General features: G+C 58.1%; 14 protein-coding genes. 7 read left to right on the top strand and 7 right to left on the bottom strand.

The genetic code is table 11. The features are described from left to right. The first annotated feature begins 280 nt into the window (after positions 1-280). Both C2U68_RS04165 and C2U68_RS04160 read left to right on the top strand, forming a co-directional pair. Entirely contained in the window at positions 281-886 is a 606-nt protein-coding gene (locus C2U68_RS04165; RefSeq protein ID WP_140911252.1) for a GNAT family N-acetyltransferase, read from the top strand. Next, positions 879-1739, top strand: a complete 861-nt coding sequence (locus C2U68_RS04160; protein WP_140911251.1) for a carbon-nitrogen hydrolase family protein — start codon at positions 879-881, stop codon at positions 1737-1739. Before C2U68_RS04165 ends, C2U68_RS04160 begins: the two co-directional genes overlap by 8 nt. Before the next feature lie 274 nt (positions 1740-2013). Here C2U68_RS04160 and C2U68_RS04155 read toward each other — a convergent pair whose 3' ends face one another. The 7 genes from C2U68_RS04155 to C2U68_RS04125 all read right to left on the bottom strand — a co-directional run bounded on the left by C2U68_RS04155 (position 2014) and on the right by C2U68_RS04125 (position 14392). Beyond that, the gene (locus tag C2U68_RS04155) at positions 2014-3024 is read right to left on the bottom strand and encodes a catalase family protein (protein ID WP_140911250.1); all 1011 of its coding nucleotides are present in this window, start codon (positions 3022-3024) and stop codon (positions 2014-2016) included. Between the two features lie 253 nt (positions 3025-3277). Next, entirely contained in the window at positions 3278-4555 is a 1278-nt protein-coding gene (locus C2U68_RS04150) for a sugar MFS transporter (protein ID WP_140911249.1), read from the bottom strand. A gap of 18 nt (positions 4556-4573) precedes the next feature. Next, positions 4574-6763, bottom strand: coding sequence for a glycoside hydrolase family 3 N-terminal domain-containing protein (locus C2U68_RS04145; protein WP_260839205.1), 2190 nt, complete (start codon positions 6761-6763; stop codon positions 4574-4576). A gap of 258 nt (positions 6764-7021) precedes the next feature. Continuing rightward, complete coding sequence (locus tag C2U68_RS04140) at positions 7022-8914, bottom strand: ATP-binding cassette domain-containing protein (RefSeq protein ID WP_140911247.1); 1893 nt, start codon at positions 8912-8914, stop codon at positions 7022-7024. Beyond that, entirely contained in the window at positions 8905-10110 is a 1206-nt protein-coding gene (locus C2U68_RS04135) for a competence/damage-inducible protein A (RefSeq protein ID WP_140911246.1), read from the bottom strand. Before C2U68_RS04135 ends, C2U68_RS04140 begins: the two co-directional genes overlap by 10 nt. Continuing rightward, positions 10107-11021 carry an AEC family transporter gene (locus tag C2U68_RS04130; RefSeq protein ID WP_140911245.1) on the bottom strand — a complete coding sequence of 305 codons (915 nt, stop codon included), beginning with the start codon at positions 11019-11021 and terminating at the stop codon, positions 10107-10109. The genes C2U68_RS04135 and C2U68_RS04130 overlap by 4 nt, the downstream gene beginning before the upstream one ends. A gap of 68 nt (positions 11022-11089) precedes the next feature. Next, positions 11090-14392 (bottom strand): EAL domain-containing protein, encoded by a 3303-nt coding sequence (locus tag C2U68_RS04125; RefSeq protein ID WP_140911244.1) that lies wholly within the window; start codon positions 14390-14392, stop codon positions 11090-11092. 304 nt (positions 14393-14696) lie between these two features. Between C2U68_RS04125 and C2U68_RS04120 the strand changes: the two genes are divergently transcribed. The 5 genes from C2U68_RS04120 to C2U68_RS04100 are packed head-to-tail and all read left to right on the top strand — an operon-like array spanning position 14697 to position 17949. Next, on the top strand, positions 14697-15914 hold the full coding sequence (locus C2U68_RS04120; protein ID WP_140911243.1) for a type II secretion system F family protein: 1218 nt from the start codon (positions 14697-14699) through the stop codon (positions 15912-15914). A gap of 22 nt (positions 15915-15936) precedes the next feature. Beyond that, positions 15937-16362 (top strand): type II secretion system major pseudopilin GspG, encoded by a 426-nt coding sequence (gene gspG, locus C2U68_RS04115; protein ID WP_140911242.1) that lies wholly within the window; start codon positions 15937-15939, stop codon positions 16360-16362. Continuing rightward, entirely contained in the window at positions 16363-16854 is a 492-nt protein-coding gene (locus tag C2U68_RS04110) for a GspH/FimT family pseudopilin (RefSeq protein WP_140911241.1), read from the top strand. Then, entirely contained in the window at positions 16841-17254 is a 414-nt protein-coding gene (locus C2U68_RS04105; protein ID WP_140911240.1) for a prepilin-type N-terminal cleavage/methylation domain-containing protein, read from the top strand. The genes C2U68_RS04110 and C2U68_RS04105 overlap by 14 nt, the downstream gene beginning before the upstream one ends. Then, on the top strand, positions 17254-17949 hold the full coding sequence (locus tag C2U68_RS04100) for a prepilin-type N-terminal cleavage/methylation domain-containing protein (RefSeq protein ID WP_260839204.1): 696 nt from the start codon (positions 17254-17256) through the stop codon (positions 17947-17949). Before C2U68_RS04105 ends, C2U68_RS04100 begins: the two co-directional genes overlap by 1 nt. Positions 17950-17965: the final 16 nt, after the last annotated feature.

Here is a 17965-nt window from a genome sequence, read left to right as displayed (position 1 = left end):
CCAATCTGGCCCATAAAACCATTTCACCGCAAACCTTACCCCGGCAAGGCACTTCAACATTCTACTGGAGCGCCGCCACCACCGAGCCTATCGTATTAGGCCGTTAACGGCAGCAACCGGCGAAAGTCAGCGGACGGCATAAGAACCGGTAACGGCCGCGAACCGGACCACACCGAACTCGATCCGCGCATAGGCAACCAAAGCCTCGTGCAATACAATAGCGGATTGACCGGCCCGAAATGCCGGTTGCTGTTTCGTTTCAACTCAACCGCATATCCACATGAGCAAAGATATCCGCATTCAGCGCCTCAGCGGCGAAGCCTTGGTTCAATACATCCCGGAATTGGCGCGCCTGCGCATCGAAGTGTTCCGCGATTTTCCTTACCTGTACGACGGCGATTACGAGTACGAGAAAAAATACCTGCAAACCTACATCAACTGCCCGGACAGCGTCATCGTGCTGGCTTTCGACGACGACAAAATCATCGGCGCCTCGACTGCCATCCCGCTGAAATACGAAACCGACGAGGTCAAAAAGCCGTTCGTCGAACACGGTTACAACCCGGACGAGGTGTTTTATTGCGGCGAATCGGTGTTGAACAAAGCCTATCGCGGCTTGGGCATCGGTGTGAAGTTCTTCGAACAGCGCGAAGCCCACGCCGCAGACCTGGGCGGCTTCAAACACATCACCTTCTGCTGCGTCGAACGCCCAATCGACCATCCGCGCCGGCCCGCCGACTACGTGCCGCTGGACGCATTCTGGAATAAACGCAGTTATTTCAAGCATCCGGAACTGAAGACCACTTATTCCTGGAAGGATCTGGACGATAGCGCGGAAACGCCCAAGCCGATGACGTTCTGGTTGAAGGAGGAAGGCAATGCCTAAAATCGCCAGCGCCCAATACGATATCGGCTTCCTGGAAACCTGGGAAAACTTCGAAGCCAAGGCCCGCCGCTGGGTCCAGGAAGCCGCCGATAACCGGGCCGACATTTTGCTGTTCCCGGAATACGCCTGCATGGAATTGGCCTCGCTGTTCCCGCCGGAAATCTACCAATCGTTGTCCGGCCAGTTGGAGGCCCTGCAAAGCCTGTTGCCGCAGTACCTGGACTTGTTCCAATCCCTGGCCGCACAACACCGGGTTTACATCCAGGCCGGCACTTATCCGGTCAAACACGACAACGGCGAATTCCGCAACCACGCCTATTTCTTCACCCCGCAAGGCGACGTCGATTTTCAGGAAAAACTGACGATGACCCGCTTCGAAAACGAGCAATGGCATATTTCCCGCGGCCTGGAGATCAAGGTGTTCGATACCGTATTCGGCAAGGTTGCGATCAACATCTGCTACGACAGCGAATTCCCGCACTACGCCCGCCAGCAAACCGAACGCGGCGCCACTTTGATTCTGGTGCCGAGCTGCACCGATACCGAGGCCGGCTATTACCGGGTCCGGATCGGCTGCCAGGCCCGCGCCCTGGAAAATCAATGTTACGTGGTGCAGGCCTCGCTGGTCGGCAATGCGGACTGGTCGGAAGCCGTGGACGTCAATTGCGGCGCGGCGGCAGTTTACACGCCGGTGGACCGCGGCTTCCCGAACAACGGCATTTTAGCGATCGGCGAATACAACAAAGTGCAATGGGTCTACGCCGACCTGGATTTGGCCGCGGTGGAAACCGTGCGCAATGTGGGACAGGTGTTCAATTACCGCGACTGGCCAAAACAGTTCGATTGCTGCTAACGCCCTATCCCAGAGGCAGCGGCTGCATAATGCCGCGCCGTTTGGGAATGCCGGCAGATGGTATGCGCTGCGTACCATCGTCGGCTCGACCTTACCGAAAGCCAGGCCCTAGCTCGGGCCACTGAGGCCCTGCGGAAAATTCAGATGCGCAAGCGGTTCTCGTTGACACTAGTGTCATCAACGCTTTAAGCCCAGTGCCATCTTGACATCAGTCTGCATGAACACTGGGAACATCTGAATCTCCATTCGAACCGCTTGAGGTTGCTACCGCGACCTAAATATCCCAGCCACTCGGCTCAGTCCGCGGCACGTTGTTGGACTCGTGACGGAATGCCGAAATCGTATCGTAAACAACTTTCCGGGCCCGGTTGATACCGCCTAGAGGCCGGTGTTCGGGTAAGGCATGCCAAGGGGTAAAAGACAACTGCTCGCCAAACGCATTCTGCGCTTCGGTATCAAACGCCTGCCGAAATATCCTGAGCGTCGCCACCTTGCGGAATGGCGAAACCGACTCCGGCCATTCGATTCCAGGGTCTTCGATCGGCATCGCCTCCGCGTCGGTTTGAACTTGTAATGCGAAGTCGAATAGCGTATCGCCGGCCTGCAATTGCTTGACCATGGCCTCGCGCAAAAAATCGGCCGTGGGTTTGGCCGGACGTTCGGCGACAGCAACGAGTTGCGGGATTGCCGCGTATTTGACCGCCAACGTCCCAAACAGATAGGGTGTGGTGCTGAAGTAGGGAATCTGCAACGGGTTGGCGTGCCTGCGCATCGTTCTGAGTAAAATCCAGGCCACCCGCCAATGACAAAGAAAAAACCGCAACTTGGCGAACAAACTGCCGCTCAGCGCTGCGGCCAAGGCGTCAAATTCGGCAACGTCCCTGGCGACAAACTGATTGGCGCTAATCAAAAGCAAATCGTGGGTCTGCTCGTGCCGTTCGGCCTCCAGCACTTTATCGCCCGGCACTCCCATCAACTTGATCGCCATGCCCCGAATGTCACGGTCCCGGTCCGGTCTGATCGAGCCGCTGGCGTTGGAAAACCGGACCCAGGCCTGATAGGTTTTGGGCTCTTTGAACAAACCAACCCGCAATTCGTCACCCAAATCGGCGTTGACGGTAAACTCGGCTTTGACCAAACCATGCATCTTGGGATGAGCATCACGGCGCATGATGCCGGCTGGATAGTCATTTACGATTTTGGCTTTGAGCCGCGCGGAAAGGTTTTCGATGATCTGGGTTTCCGCTGGAGGGATAACTTCTTGCGCTAAAGGTTTTTCGGCCATTTTTGATTCTCCTCACCTTAAGGCGGCAGGCCCGGCGCGGGGCATGAAACCCAGCTTTTACAGTCGATACCCCATTTTATTGCGGGATATCGCTTTCTCAACTCAGCCGAACGCAGCCATTTCTTGTTGGTATTACGCTAGGCCATTTCAACCGAAAACTGCAGATAGGTACAGGAGTTTATGTAACGGCGGTATCACGAGTTTGGTGACGTCAACCGCTTTACAATTGGCGTAGCCCGCATTCAAGCTCGCGTCAGTCGGTATTGAACCGTAATTGGCGGGCGCAGCGCTTGCCGTAATAAGCGATGTACAGATAGCAAAGCAAAGGTACGAAAAACGCGTACTGGATGCCGATGCGGTCGGCAAACAAGCCCTGCAGCAGCGGAATCAGCGCGCCGCCGACGATGGCCGAGCACAGGATACCGGAACCCTGGCCGGTGTGAGACCCCAGGCCGGTCAAGGCCAGGGAAAAAATGGTCGGAAACATGATCGAATTGCATAAACCGACCGCGAGAATGGCAACCGTCGCAACGCGACCGTCGGCCAACATCGCCAGACCGACCAATCCCGCCGCGCACAAAGCGTTAAAGATCAAAGCCTTGCCCGGATGAACCTTGCGCATTGCCACCGCGCCGATAAAGCGGCCCACCATCGCCCCGCCCCAATAAAACGACACCAGTTTGCCGGCTTCTTGTTCGGTCAGGCCGGCAATATCCGCCTGCCCCAGAAAATTGACCAGAAAGCTGCCGATGGCGACTTCGCCGCCGACGTAGACAAAAATCGCCAGCGCGCCCAACACCAGCAACGGAAACCGCCAGGCACTGGCTGCGGCCTCCGGCTCAGCCATAGCCCCTGCTGATGCGGCCGGCGCCGTTGCGGTTACGGCGGGTAATTTCAGAAAGGCAAACACCGCCGCCAAACCGAACAACACCGCCGCCAGCCACAAATACGGCTGTTGCACTGCCGCCGCTTCCGCCGCCTGGTACACCGACAATTGTTCGGCGTTAAATGATGCCAGCTCGGCGGAGGTTTTCACCGCCGTCGCCAGAATCAGCAGGGAGCCGAAATAGGGCCCGATGGTGGTGCCCAAGGAATTGAAGGCCTGGGTCAAGGTCAGCCGGCTCGACGCCGTGTCCGGATTGCCCAACACCGTGACGTAGGGATTGGCGGCAACCTGCAGCAAGGTAATGCCGGAGGCCAACACAAAAAACGCGGTCAAAAACAAAGGATAGGCATGCAAAGCGGCCGCCGGATAAAACAGCAGACAACCGCCGCCGGCCACCGTCAGGCCGACGATGATGCCGGGCTTGTAACCGACTCTGTCCACCAGATAACCGCACGGCACCGACATCACGAAATAAGCCGCGAAGAAGCAAAACTGCACCAGCATGGCCTGGGTGTAATTCAGCGTGAAGACGGCTTTCAAATGCGGAATCAGAATGTCGTTCAGGCTGGTCAGAAATCCCCAGATAAAGAACAGCGAGGTCAGTACCGCCAAAGCGCCGCTATAGTTGTTTTGCTGATCGGTCATGCTTCGCTCCGGCACAGGCTAGTTCACTAAATGAAACGAAGCCGTTTCGGCGCCGACCGTGACGTGGAATTCGCCCGGCTCGACCACCCGTTTCATATCCAGGCCAATGAACGACAGGTCGCGCGGCGTTAACTCAAACTGCAGAGTGCGCTGCTCGCCCGGCTGCAATTCCACTTTCTTGAACGCTTTCAGTTGCTTGACCGGGCGGGTAACCGAGGCAGCGACGTCGTGCAGGTAGACCATCACGGTTTCCTTGCCGGCCAGACTGCCGGTGTTTTTGACATTGACGCTCAACTGCAGATTTTCGCCGGCCGTAATCGCCGGCTTCGCCAGCCGCAGACCGCTGGTTTCGAAGCTGGTGTAGCTCATGCCGTGGCCGAACGGATACAAGGGCCGGTATTGGTTACTCTCGTAAGCTTCGATCGGTTTATGGTCGTAAGGCGTGATGTCGTTGGTATCGCGCGGGTAGGAAATCGGCAATTTCCCGCTGGGATTGACCTTGCCGAACAGGATGTCGGCTACGGCCGCGCCGCCCTCCATCCCCGGCAAAAAGCCGAGCACGACCGCCTGAGCCTGATTGGCGATTTCGGTGATGATGCGCGGCCGGCCGCCGAAGGTGACCAGCACCACCGGTTTACCGGTCTGGAAGATCGCCCGCGCCAATTGCAATTGCACCGGGTCCAGTTGCAAAGAATCGATGTTGCCTTCGGTTTCGGTGTAGGTTTTTTCGCCCAGCGCCAACACCACCACGTCGTGGTGCCGGGCTTCGCTGACGGCATGCTCGATGTTGATCTCGTCGCTGAATTGTTTGCCGCCGACATAAGTCACCTTGCCGTCGGTTTGTTGCCTGATCGCCTCCAACAGGGTCAGTTTGTCCTGCGGATAAAGTTCTTCCTTGTTGCCTTGCCAGGTAATGGTCCAGCCGCCGTTCATCACGCTAAGCAGGTTTGCGGTCGGGCCGGTGACCAGGACGCTGGCATGTTTACTCAACGGCAACATACGCGCGTCGTTCTTGGCCAGCACGATGGCTTCGCGCGCCGCCTGGCGGTTGACCGCCGCGGCTTCGGCGGTGGCAAAGTGGCCGTCCTCCGCCAAGGCCGGCTCGCGCCGTTCGAACAGGCCGCTGCGGAATTTGACGCGCAGAATCCGGGCCACCGCCTCGTCGATCCGCGCCAGCGGCACTTCCCCTTGTTGGGCCAAATCCAGCAACAGGTAATAAAACGAGAAATCGAACGGCACCATGCTCATATCGACCCCGGCCATCACCGCGATTTTCACCGCCTCCCGCGGCGAGTCGGCCAGTTTGTCGCGGCTGTACAAGCGGATGATGTCTTCCCAATCGGAAACGGTAAAACCGTCGAAGCCCATTTCGCCGCGCAGAATGTCGGTCAGGTAATGGCGATTGGCGTGTCCCGGCACGCCATCGACTTCCGCCGAATTGACCATCACCGTCGGCGCGCCGGCCAGAACGCCGGCTTCGAACGGCGGTAGAAACCACTCGCGCAACGCGCGTTCGCCAATCCAGGCCGGCGTACGGTCCTTGCCGTTTAACGGATAGCTGTAACCGAGGTAATGTTTCAAACAGGTCGGCGCTTTATCGGCGGCCGCCATGTCCTGGCCCTGGTGGCCGCGGATGTAGGCGCTACCCATCGCGCTGGCCAGATGCACGTCCTCGCCGTAGGTTTCCCACAACCGCGGCCACAGCGGCTGCCGGCCGATATCCATCACCGGGGCAAAATTCCAGTCCAAACCGGAGGCTTTGACTTCGCGGGCGGTGATCTCGCCTTCCTGGTAAGACAAATCCGGATTGAAGGTCGCCGCCATACTGATCGCTTGCGGGAACAGCACCGCATTTTGGGTATAGGTGGCGCCGTGAATCGCATCGATACCGTAGATCACCGGAATTTTCAGCCGGGTGCGGGCCGCGGCGTCGCGAATCTGCTGAGTCAGGCGCCGCCATTTGCCGAGCGGCTGCGCCTTGTTGTTCGGCGTACTCGGCGCATTCAGAATCGAGCCGACGTGATACTGCATCAAGGCCTGTTCCAGCTTGACCGGATCAACCGGGTTCTCGGCGTCCTGACCGTCGGCGACAGAAATCACGCTGAAATCGATTTGGGTCATCTGCCCGACCTTTTCTTCCAAGGTCATTTGCGCCAACAGCGCCTGAACTTGATCTTCGACGGCCTGGCTTGCTTCTTGTGCACTCACAGCGGACTCCATTACGGCTGACAGAATTAAAACGGCAACATAATTTCTTATTTTCAAGGCTTTAGACACTCAATAACGCCGGCCGGATGCGCGCTGAAAACGGCAACAGGCGGCTGGTTAAAACGTTCTGCGCCGGCGATGCGCCGCCAACGCATTGACTGGATTTTAGCTTGATATAGGGCAATGCGCCTATTATCGAACCGGTTGAAAAGGATGCCCGGCCAATGCGGCGGCGATCAAGAGCGGCGCTAGCGGCCATTAGCTTTGTAGCGCATCCAATTCGTCCCAGCGACTATAAGCCGCAGCCAGTTCGGTTTCGACTGCCTGCAACTCCGCCATGGTTCCGGCCACGGCGTCCTGCCCCTGTTTGTAAAACTCGGCGCCGCTCATCGTTGCGGTCAACTCGGCCTGACGCGTTTCCAGTTGTTCGATGCGCTCCGGCAACTGTTCCAGTTCGCGCTGCTCTTTGTAGCTGAGTTTTTTGCCGGTAGCGGGTTTGGGCTTTTCCTTTTTTGCAGCCGTTTCCGCGCTTTTCGCCGTTTCGACTTGCTGCTGCTTGTTGCGCTCCGATAAGGCGAACCAATCGGCATAGCCGCCGATGTACTCTTCGACCCTGCCCTCGCCTTCGAACACCAGCACGCTGGTGACGACATTGTCCAAAAATTCGCGGTCGTGACTGACCAACAGCAAGGTGCCCTGGTACTGCACCAGCTTTTCTTCCAGAATTTCCAGGGTTTCCAGATCCAGATCGTTGGTCGGTTCGTCCATTACGATCAAGTTGGCCGGCTTGGTGAACAGCCGCGCCAGCAACAACCGGTTTTTCTCGCCGCCGGACAAACTCCGCACCGGCGAGCGCGCCCGCGCCGGCGCGAATAAAAAGTCGGCCAGATAGGACATGACGTGGCGCTTGCCGTCCGGAGTATCGACGAACTCGCCGCCGTCCAGCACGCTGTCGGCCACCGACAGTTCCGGGTCGAGCTGTTCGCGCAACTGGTCGAAATAGGCGATTTGCAGATTGGTACCCAGTTCGACGCTGCCGGTGGTGGGTTGCAGTTGGCCCAGCAGCAATTTCAGCAAGGTCGATTTACCGGCACCGTTGTTGCCGAGCAGGCCGATCTTGTCGCCGCGCTCGATCAGCAAGGAAAAATCCCTGATGATGGTTTTATCCTGATAGCCGAAGCTGACGTTAACCGCTTCGATTACTTTCTTGCCGGAGCTCTCGCCTTTATGCAGCGCCAATTTGGCCGAACCTTGGCCGGTGCGGCGCTCGGCGCGCTCGGCGCGCAATTTCTTCAAGGCCCTGACCCGGCCTTCGTTACGGGTACGGCGGGCCTTGATGCCTTGCCGAATCCAGGCTTCTTCCTTGGCCAATTTCTTGTCGAATTCGGCATTTTGATTGGCCTCGTCTTCCAGCGCCGCGGCCTTGCGCACCAGGTAATCCTGGTAATTGCCGGCCCAGGAGGTCAATTGGCCGCGGTCCAGATCGATGATCCGCGTCGCCAATTTTTGCAGGAACGCCCGGTCGTGGGTGACGAACATCACCGCGCCCGGGAATGCCAGAATCTGTTCTTCCAACCAGGCGATACTCTCGAAATCCAGATGGTTGGTCGGTTCGTCCAGCAGCAACACTTCCGGATCGATCACCAGCGCCCGCGCCAACGCCACCCGCCGTTTCCAGCCGCCGGACAGGCTGCCGACCTTGACATCGGCCGGCAATTGCAACCGGCTCAGTATCGCTTCGACCCGGGTTTGAAACTCCCAGCCGTGGTCGGCTTCGAGTTTATGTTGCACCTCGCCCAACGCCTGCAAAGCCTGTTCGCTGCCGTCCATGTGCGTCAATAGCTCGTGGTAGCTTGCGATCAGGCGCCCCAGTTCGCCCAAGCCGCCGGCCACCGCTTCGTAAATGGTTGCGTCGCCGTCCAGCGTCGGCGCCTGCTCCAGCCAGGCCAAGCGCAATTCCGGTTGCTTCCAGATTTCGCCGTGGTCGGGCGGAATCTCGCCGGCGATGATTTTCATCAGCGTGGATTTGCCTTCGCCGTTACGGCCCAGCAATCCGACCCGCTCGCCGGGATCGAGTTGGAATGAGGCGTTGTCCAGCAGTGCATGCACGCCGAAGGCGATGGAAACGTTGTTTAACCGAATTAAAGGCATGAGTTTTGAAAATAGCGTCTGAGAAGGTCCAGCGCCAACAACGCGGCCTGGTTCTGTTTATGGATACCGGCACCGTGCGCGGTTAACCGCCGGGAAACCACGCCTTGCGGCGTAGCCAGGGCATTATAAAGGACGATGCCGCTATCCTTATCGTCGAAACTGCCGGACTCGATTGCATAGAGCTGCACCAATCCGAAATCGGTCTGCCGCTCGGCCCGCAGTTCGCGCGCCAAGGTTTCGGCCCGGATTTCCCAATCATCGGCCGCGCCGGCAGCAGCGCTGTTCAACCGCAACTCGGCATGCTGCAACCAGGGCCGGCCCAGGCATTTGGCGGCCAGCAAGCCGTGGCTGGCGGTTTCCAGTACCGCCAGCGAATACCGGCCGGCGTTGAGCGCCGCGTCGACGACGGCCAGCAAGTCGCCCTGCACATCCGGCAAGCCGTCCACTGCGAACACATAGTCGCCGATGCGGGCGGCGGCTTCGGCGGCCACCCGCCCCCGTTCAGCTTCCGGAACCGCCGCTGGAAACAGCAGTTTGGCCTGCACTTCGTCCGGGGCGGCGCGAAATCCCAACACTGCACCGGGTGGCAAAGCCAAATGCGCCAGTTTCTCTTGAATCGCCGACTCGCCCAAACCGATGCAGCGCAAGGTCACCAAATGATCCGGCTGCAGTGAGAATCGTTGCAATAAATCGGCGCGCACCCAGTCGCCGAACATTTGCTTCATCTCGAACGGCACGCCGGGTAAAAATACGAACCAGCAACGCTGAAATTGCAATGCGAAACCGGGCGCGGTACCGAAGCGGTTGTCGATGCGCAGCGCTCCGGCCGGCAACAACGCCTGTTTGCGATTGGCTTCCGGCATCGTGCGCTGCCGCCTGGCGTAATAGGCCTGGATCGCAGCGAAGGCTGCGGCGTCGAATTCAAGCGGCACACCGCTGGCCGCGCTGACCGCCGCCGCGGTCAAATCGTCGCAGGTCGGCCCCAGACCGCCGGTACAGATGCAACAGTCGGCGCGGCGGGCAATTTCGCCTAACAGATCGACCAAATCCGGCAAATCGTCGCCCACCGCGGTATGCCGCTTCAAGCTGAAACCCAGCTCGGTCAACTGCTGCGACAGCCAGGCGGCGTTGGAATCGACGGTCTGGCCGGTGATGATTTCGGCACCCTGGGAAAAGATTTCGGCGATCAAGGTCATAAGGAATGGAACCAAAAAGGTAGGCTGAACAAACTGCATGCCGTGGTCAGCGTCACCGCCATCGCATACAGGCCACTATCGAGCCGGTAACGGTCGCATAATACGATACCGAGCACCATGCTCGGCATGGCGATGTCGAGCACCGCGGCGGCTTTGAACTGGCCGGCCAATGCCAGATAGTCGGCCAGCCAGAAGGCGAACATCGGCATCAGGAATAGCTTGAGCAGCAAGATCGGCACGACGTAAGGCAGATTGCGCAGATGTACGTCGCGCCAACTTAAGGCCAGTCCCAACGAAAAGATCATCAACGGCGCCACCGCGCCGGAACAGGTATGTAACAGACCGGCCAGCCAGTCGGGAGTGGCGATTTGATTCAGGTTCAGTGCGACAGCGACAAAGGCCGCCCAAAACGGCGGCGCATTCAGAAACGCGAGCGGGGACTTGGGTTTATCTGCGGCAGACTCGCCGTAATGGCGGGCCAAGCCAACGCCCAGGGTAAATACCAAGGGCGCTGCGGCGAATAGATCGAGTTGAATCACCACCGAGCGCGACCAACTGCCAAAGGCCTGCTCCAATACCGGTAGGCCCAGGTAGGTGACGTTAGGAAATGCGGCGGCCAGGATCACCGCGCCGGTTTGCGGATTGCGGAACCGGCACAGCTTGCAGATCGCCCAACTCAGTCCGGTGGTTGCCAGGATGCTGGCGCAACCCAACAGGCTGAAGCTTAGCGATTGCCAACCGATATCGGCCCGCCAGAGTACGTCGAGCACCATCGCCGGCAAGAAAAAATAGTAGACCACGCTGGTCAATACCAACCGGGTCTGCTCGGCGGACAGCCGGTTCGGCGTCGTCATTCGCCAGCCGGCACCGCACAGCATCAGCACGGTCATCTGTATCAATGTCGTATTCATCGCGACATTCTAACAGGCGGGCGGACTTGACTGCGATGGGCGCCGCGTATCCGTTCCGGTTAGCGGTTTTATCCGGCCGCGTCAGCCACCATAATCCCGGTTGCGAACAAGCGCTCGAACTGCTCGGCCGGCACCGGCTTCGAAATTAAATAGCCCTGGCCGTAATCGCAGCCTATCCGTCGCAACAACTGGTATTGCTCTGCGGTCTCGATACCTTCGGCGACCACTTTGATCCCCAACTTGTGCGCCATTACCACGATCGCTTCGCACAAGGCCATATCGCTGGATTCCGCTACCATGTTGCGCACGAAGGTCTGGTCGATTTTGATGTAGTCGATATCGAACTTTTTTAGGTAAGCCAGCGACGAATACCCGGTACCAAAGTCGTCCAGCGCCACCTGAATCCCGGCATCGCGGAATACTAACAATTGTTCGCGACTGGCGTCGCTGGCTTCCAACAACGCACCCTCGGTAATTTCCACAACTACGCTGTCGCCCGGCAAACCTAATTCCTGCAACACTGCCACCCAGGCCTGGCTCTCTAAGGCCTGCTTTCGAAACTGTACCGGGGATTTATTGACGCTGATTTGAAACTGCGGTTGGTACAACTCGCGCCATTGTTTGAGCTGGCGCACCGCGTCGGCGAATACCCAATCGCCGATTTCGACGATACTGCCGGTGTCCTCGGCAATCGGAATAAATTCGGCCGGACTGACCATCCCCAGATCCGGATGTTGCCAGCGCAGCAGTGCTTCGGCTTTTGCCAACCGACCCGAGCCGAAGTCGACTATGGGCTGGTAATGCAACAACAACTGGTTTTTTGCCAACGCCGCATGCAGATCGTTTGCCAGACGCAGACGCTTTTGCGATTGCAGTTGCATTTGCGCGGTGAAATATTGGTAACGGTCGCGGCCCTGGTTTTTGGCGGCATACATGGCTTGGTCGGCGTTCTTCAACAGCGCTTCCGAGTCATTACCGTCGTCGGGAAACACGGCGATGCCGATGCTGGCGGAGATATAGGCGATCTCATTCCCCAACGAGAAAGGCTGGGCCAATCGCTGCAAAATGCTGTCGGCAATCCGGTCGACGCTTTCGGTGTGTTCCAATTCGCCCAGAATGATTGTGAACTCGTCGCCGCCGAGCCGGGCAATGCTGTCGGAATCGCGCACGCTTTCGCTCAGGCGGTGCGCGGCTTCTTTCAACAATACATCGCCCATGAAATGGCCCAGGCTGTCGTTGACATCCTTGAACCGGTCAAGATCCAAAAACATCAGCGCGACTTTTTGGCTGTGGCGTAAAGCTTTTTTGATTTCCCGGTCCAGACGGTCCAAAAACATATTGCGGTTGGGCAGACTGGTCAGCGGATCGAAATTGGCCTGGCGCCAGATCAATTGCTCGGATTTTTTGCGCTCGGTAATATCGGTAATCAAAGCGACCCGCCGATGCACGCCGCCGGTTTCGTTATAAATGGAATTGACTGTTACCCAATGGACGCAATCGTCCCCGTTTTTGCGGCGGCCGCCGATCTCTCCGGCCCAATGGCCTTGGGTATTGGTCACCCGCAACACGGTTTTGAAAAATGCCTGATCGTGCTGTTCCGGGCTCAGGCCGGTGAACGACCGACCGATGACTTCGTCGGCGGCGTAACCGGTTACCTTGGTAAAGGCCGGATTCACGGTAATGATGAGCCCACTGCCGTCGGTCACCAGCATCGCTTCGCTACTGTTCAGGTAGACCAGCGAAGCGAGCTGCATTTCCTGTTCGGCCAATTTGCGCGCCGTGATGTCGTCGTAAACGCCCAGCACCCCAATCGGCCGGCGCTGGGCGTCGCGTAGCGGGACTTTCGAGGTCTTCAACCAGACGGTATTGCCGTGCGGATCGATTTGAGCTTCCTCGTAATCCAGTTTCGGCGCATTGCTCCGGATGACCTGCAGGTCGTCGGCCCGGTATTTGTCGCCGAAGTCGCGCCAAGCCAACTCGCTATCCAATTTGCCGATTAATTGTTCCGGCCCGGCCAAGCCCGCGTCGCGGCTGAAAGCGATATTGGCGCCCAAGTAACGCGAATCCAGGTCTTTCCAAAATACCCGGCTGGGAATGGTATCGATCACGGTTTGCAGCATATCGACCGACTCCGCCAGCCGCCGCATCGCCTCCACCCGGTCGGACACGTCGTGCAACATCAGAAAATTGGTGGCGGCCGGCGTGTTGTCCAGCACCACGTTATTGACCAATACCGTGTGCAGGCTGCCGTTTTTGGCGCGGACCGCCAACTCCTGCGGCGGCGACAATTCGCCGGATTCGTCGTAAAGCCGGCGGTATTCGTGCCAGCGGCCGATCACTTGCTGGCGGTACTCGGCATCGGGATGCGCCAACCACCACCACTCGGCCAAACTCGGAATATCGCTGCGGTCGTAACCGAAAATTTTGACGAAGGCCGGATTCAAATAATCGATACGCCCCTGGGTATCGTAAACCACGTAAGCCACCGGCGATTCGTCGATAATGGCGTGAAACTTGGTCTCGCTGGCCGACAAGGCTTGGTGAGCCGCGAACAGACGTTGATAAGGCCGTTGCACGCTCGATACGAATATCGAACGGTAGATAAAGGCATAGGCAAAGACTTTGTAGACGTGGCCGAGCAGAATGTACAAATCGGCGACACTGGTATAAAACGTGACGAACAACTCGCTCATCGCCATGACCGCGGCGGCGGCGGCCAAACCGGCGGCATCGCAGTTACGGCGCCAACGGGCCTGATACACGAATACCACTGCGATCAAGCCGTACAGGGCTGCCAACAGGTACTCGCTATTTTTCTTGAACGGCGTCAGGCCGGAAGTTTCGTCGAAGGTGGCCGGCAACCGGGCCTGATGGAAAAATACCAGCCAAGCACCGACGCCGCACAGGCCGATCACGCAAACCAGCACGGACCAGCGAAAGGCCGGGGACAATAAACGTTTGCACGGTACCGCGCAGGCAATTAACCCCACTGCGGCAAGGCCTCTGGCCATCAGCCAAAATGCAATGGCTTTTTCCGCTCCGCTCTCGCTGACGAACGCCGGCATGCCTTTGAAAGACAGGGTATGCAAAAAATCCAGCAAGGCGACGCCGAGAAAACAGCACGCCATCACCACGAATCCGCCCGAATTTTCTTTTTGGTAGACACTCCAGCCCACCGCGAACACCGACGCGGAAATTACGATGGAAACGCCTTCCATCAGGTTATGGGTCGACAACGAATGCGGCTGAATTTGCCGGGCCAACTCGGCGACCGGAAGCGTCAGGCTGGCAAGTTGAATCAGCAACAAGCCCATAACCGATACCAGCAAATGCCCAATGGCTTGCGGTTCTTTGCTGATGGCTTCGGTCATCTTGGGTCCCGGATCAACTACGGCGAAAATTTAATTGGCGGTGGTGCGACGATTAACAGACTGAGAAAACTAAAGCCATCGGCAATATGCCCTAGCTGAGCTGAATTTTAACCGTAAATCCGTTTTGCTTGGGGATTTTGGCAAACGCCGCTTCCAAGCGGCTCGCCCCCGACCAACCCAACTCTCATTTACCCGCTTGAACCGAGTATCAGCCGGCGGTTTTTGTAATTGGCCGGCAATTAGGCCAAAATGAGCGGCCGACATCGGCTTACCAAGACTACCCTCGTTTCGCGAGTACCCGGCCATGGCCTTATTTTCTTACAAAGTTGTCAACAATCTGGGCGTCACCGAAGAAGGCGTGCGCGACGCTGCCGACGAAAGAGCGTTGCTGTTGGAACTGCAAAAACAGGGCTTGGTGCCCATCCGTATCGAGCCGGCAAAAGACAAGACTTTTCTCGGTTTCAAACTCAAATCCGCTGCGGTCAGACTGTCGCAAAAGGAAATCGGTATGCTGACCGGCGAACTGGCAACCTTGCTGGAGTCGGGCTTGCCGTTGGATCGCTCGTTGACGATCTTGATGCAGCTGACCGAGGAAAATCCGAAACTGAACAAACTGGTCGGCGAGGTGCTGGAAAAAGTCAAAGCCGGCAAAGCCCTGGCCGATGCCCTGGAAAGTCAGAGCGGGGTATTTTCCCGATTTTATTTGAACATGATCCGGGCCGGCGAGTTGGGCGGCAATCTGGGCGGCGTACTGCAGCGGCTGGCCGAATATCTGGAGCGGTCGCAGGAACTGAAAGACACGGTCAGCACCGCGCTGATTTATCCGGCAATCCTGTTGGTGATGTCGCTGGCCTCGCTGTTCGTGATGCTGACTTTCGTGGTGCCGCAATTCAAGGAAATGTTCGACAGCGCCGGCCAGGCGTTGCCGGTGCCGACCCAAATCGTGGTCGGATTGGCCGAATTTCTGCAGCGGTATTGGTGGGTGATGCTGCTGGCGATCGTGATCGCGGTGCAAACCCTGAAAAGCCAACTGGCCGATCCGGCCGGCAAAAAGGCCTGGGACGGCCGTTTTCTAAAAATGCCGCTGTTCGGCGAAATTGTGTTGACCATGGAAGTCGCCAATTTCAGCCGGACCTTCGGCACCTTGTTGGGCAATGGCGTATCGATTTTGAAATCGCTTGGCATCGTCCGGGAAACGGTCGGCAATACGGTGCTGGCCGACCTGCTGGAACAGGCCGAGGCGCAATTGAAGCAGGGGCGGACCATGTCCGAAGCCTTGGCCCAGCAAAACCTGTTTCCCAAACTGGCGGTGCAAATGATTAAAATGGGGGAGGAAACCGGCCGGCTGGAGGAAATGCTGATGCGGGTTGCCCTAATTTACGATAAACAGTTAAAAACCACGATACAACGGATGCTGGCGCTGCTGGAGCCGGCCTTGATTATTTCGCTGGGGTTGATGATAGGCGGCATCATCGTTTCGATACTGCTGGCGATCCTGAGCGTAAACGATCTGGCATTTTAAAAATAAAAATGGAGTCGACAACATGAAATTAACCTTGCACCGCCACCGCGGTTTTACTTTGTTGGAACTGCTTGTGGTGTTGGGCATTATCGCGATGCTGGCCGGCATCGTCGGCCCGCAAGTCATGAAACATATGGGTGCATCCAAGACCAAGGCGGCCAAGGTCCAAATCGAGGACCTCGCCGCGGCGCTGGACATGTACAAACTCGATGAGGGCCGTTATCCGACCACCCAGCAAGGCCTGACGGCACTGGTGGAAAAACCGGCCGAGGCCAAACGTTGGAACGGTCCTTACCTGCGTAAAGACAAAATTCCGCTGGATCCGTGGAACCAGGAATACCACTACGTTTTCCCCGGCCAGCACGGCAAATTCGACTTGTTCAGCCTGGGCGCCGACGAGAAGGAAGGCGGCGAAGGCGAAGACCAGGACATCAACAGCTGGGAATAAATGGCTGCCCTGCCCGCTTCGGCCAACGCACTCCGGCGTCCGCCGCGGTCATGCGCCGGATTCACGCTGATCGAACTGGTGGTGGTGTTGCTGGTCGCCGTGCTCGGCTTCGCGGCGCTGGGCGGCAGCATCGGCTCCGGCAATAAAAGCACCCAACTGCAAGCGCTGGCCAGAGATCTGGCCAGCGCTTTACGCTACGCCCAGGGCCAGGCGCTGGCCACGCAACGCCAAACCAGCGTCGCCATCGACTTGCGCAACAACAGCTATCAAATCAGCAACCGCGACAAAGTCTATACCTTCGCCGAAGAGGTCGACGTGTCGCTGGTCGTCGCCGAAGAGGAATTCGGCGCCGACCAAATCGGCAGCATCCGCTTTTTCGGCGACGGTTCGTCGACCGGCGGCCGCATCACGCTGGAATGGGGTAATCAATTACGCCGGATCGACGTCAACTGGATCACCGGCGAAGTCAGGATATCGGATGCGGCAGCATAAAGGCTTTTCGCTGCTGGAAATCCTGGTGGCGTTTTCGATCATGGCGATTGCATTGAGCGTATTGCTGCGGGTATTCGGCGCCGGCGTTAACAATGCCGTCATATCCGAGGAATACACTATAGCCGTGCAGATCGCCGAATCGTTGATGGCGCGGACCGGCGTGGAAACCCCGCTCACGGTCGGGGACAGCGAGGGCAGCGAAGGCGACAAATACGACTGGCTGGTCCGAGTGGCGCCGGCCTCGAATCAGCCGGCCAGGCGCAGTCTGCGCGAGCCCGATCCGAACAGCGAAACCGCCGCACAACTTTATTCGGTGCAGGTTGGTGTCAGTTGGGGGGACGGCGACCAGCGCCGTAGCGTGGAATTGACAACATTAAAACTGCAGCAAGGCCAGGGATAGTGTTTCCCCGCCAATCTAACGGCTTTACCTTGATCGAAATGCTGATCGCGATCACGCTGCTCGGCGTGATGGTGACCTTGCTGTTCGCCAGTTTGCGGATTGCGGCGCAGAGTTGGCATAGCGGCGAAACCAAAATCGACCAAGTCAACCGTAAAGCCGTGGTCTACCAATTTTTCAAACACCATTTGAGTGCGGCCCGGCCGTTGCCTGAGTTCGTCGCTGCCGAGCGCGACGACCTTCAAGCCACCCCCGAGCCGGAACTGCCCAAACTTAGTTTTCAGGGCCTGCCGCAAAGCTTGCGCTTCGTTGCCGCGCTGCCGGCCGCTTCGGCGCGTAAAGGTCTGCAAATCTTCAGCATCGAACCGGCCCGCGATCGGACGTCTACATTGAACGTCACCTTGACTCCCTACCGGCGGCAAGTGGATGCCGAGCCGGAGCCGGTGGTGTTGCTGGAGGACGTCCGCAGCTTCCGCATCAGTTACTTCGGCGCCAAGAGTCCGAACGCTGGCGACGCTCCGGTCTGGCAGGACGACTGGCTGGACGCCGAAAGTTTACCGAGCCTGGTCAAAATCCATATTGCGCTCAATGACGACAGCTTTTGGCCGGATATGATCTTTCCGCTGCGGATCGACGCCGCCGCCCCGGCCGGCGATAACATCGGCCAGCAAACCTCGCTGCCCCCCGATGCCGAGTAATCCGTCCCGGCCACGC

This window comes from Methylomonas koyamae, from assembly GCF_006483455.1.
In the GTDB taxonomy this organism is placed as follows: domain Bacteria; phylum Pseudomonadota; class Gammaproteobacteria; order Methylococcales; family Methylomonadaceae; genus Methylomonas; species Methylomonas koyamae_B.
The sequence above is the reverse complement of the archived record's forward strand: the minus strand, read 5'-3'. Positions and strand labels throughout refer to the sequence as shown.

Excerpts from the sequence above, each read along its gene's own strand:
- C2U68_RS04125 (WP_140911244.1), bottom strand. The coding sequence starts at position 14,392 with ATGACCGAAGCCATCAGCAAAGAACCGCAAGCCATTGGGCATTTGCTG.
- C2U68_RS04130 (WP_140911245.1), bottom strand. The coding sequence starts at position 11,021 with ATGAATACGACATTGATACAGATGACCGTGCTGATGCTGTGCGGTGCC.
- C2U68_RS04110 (WP_140911241.1), top strand. The coding sequence starts at position 16,363 with ATGGCTGCCCTGCCCGCTTCGGCCAACGCACTCCGGCGTCCGCCGCGG.
- C2U68_RS04160 (WP_140911251.1), top strand. The coding sequence starts at position 879 with ATGCCTAAAATCGCCAGCGCCCAATACGATATCGGCTTCCTGGAAACC.
- C2U68_RS04135 (WP_140911246.1), bottom strand. The coding sequence starts at position 10,110 with ATGACCTTGATCGCCGAAATCTTTTCCCAGGGTGCCGAAATCATCACC.
- C2U68_RS04120 (WP_140911243.1), top strand. The coding sequence starts at position 14,697 with ATGGCCTTATTTTCTTACAAAGTTGTCAACAATCTGGGCGTCACCGAA.
- C2U68_RS04140 (WP_140911247.1), bottom strand. The coding sequence starts at position 8,914 with ATGCCTTTAATTCGGTTAAACAACGTTTCCATCGCCTTCGGCGTGCAT.
- C2U68_RS04150 (WP_140911249.1), bottom strand. The coding sequence starts at position 4,555 with ATGACCGATCAGCAAAACAACTATAGCGGCGCTTTGGCGGTACTGACC.
- C2U68_RS04105 (WP_140911240.1), top strand. The coding sequence starts at position 16,841 with ATGCGGCAGCATAAAGGCTTTTCGCTGCTGGAAATCCTGGTGGCGTTT.
- C2U68_RS04165 (WP_140911252.1), top strand. The coding sequence starts at position 281 with ATGAGCAAAGATATCCGCATTCAGCGCCTCAGCGGCGAAGCCTTGGTT.
- C2U68_RS04155 (WP_140911250.1), bottom strand. The coding sequence starts at position 3,024 with ATGGCCGAAAAACCTTTAGCGCAAGAAGTTATCCCTCCAGCGGAAACC.
- gspG (WP_140911242.1), top strand. The coding sequence starts at position 15,937 with ATGAAATTAACCTTGCACCGCCACCGCGGTTTTACTTTGTTGGAACTG.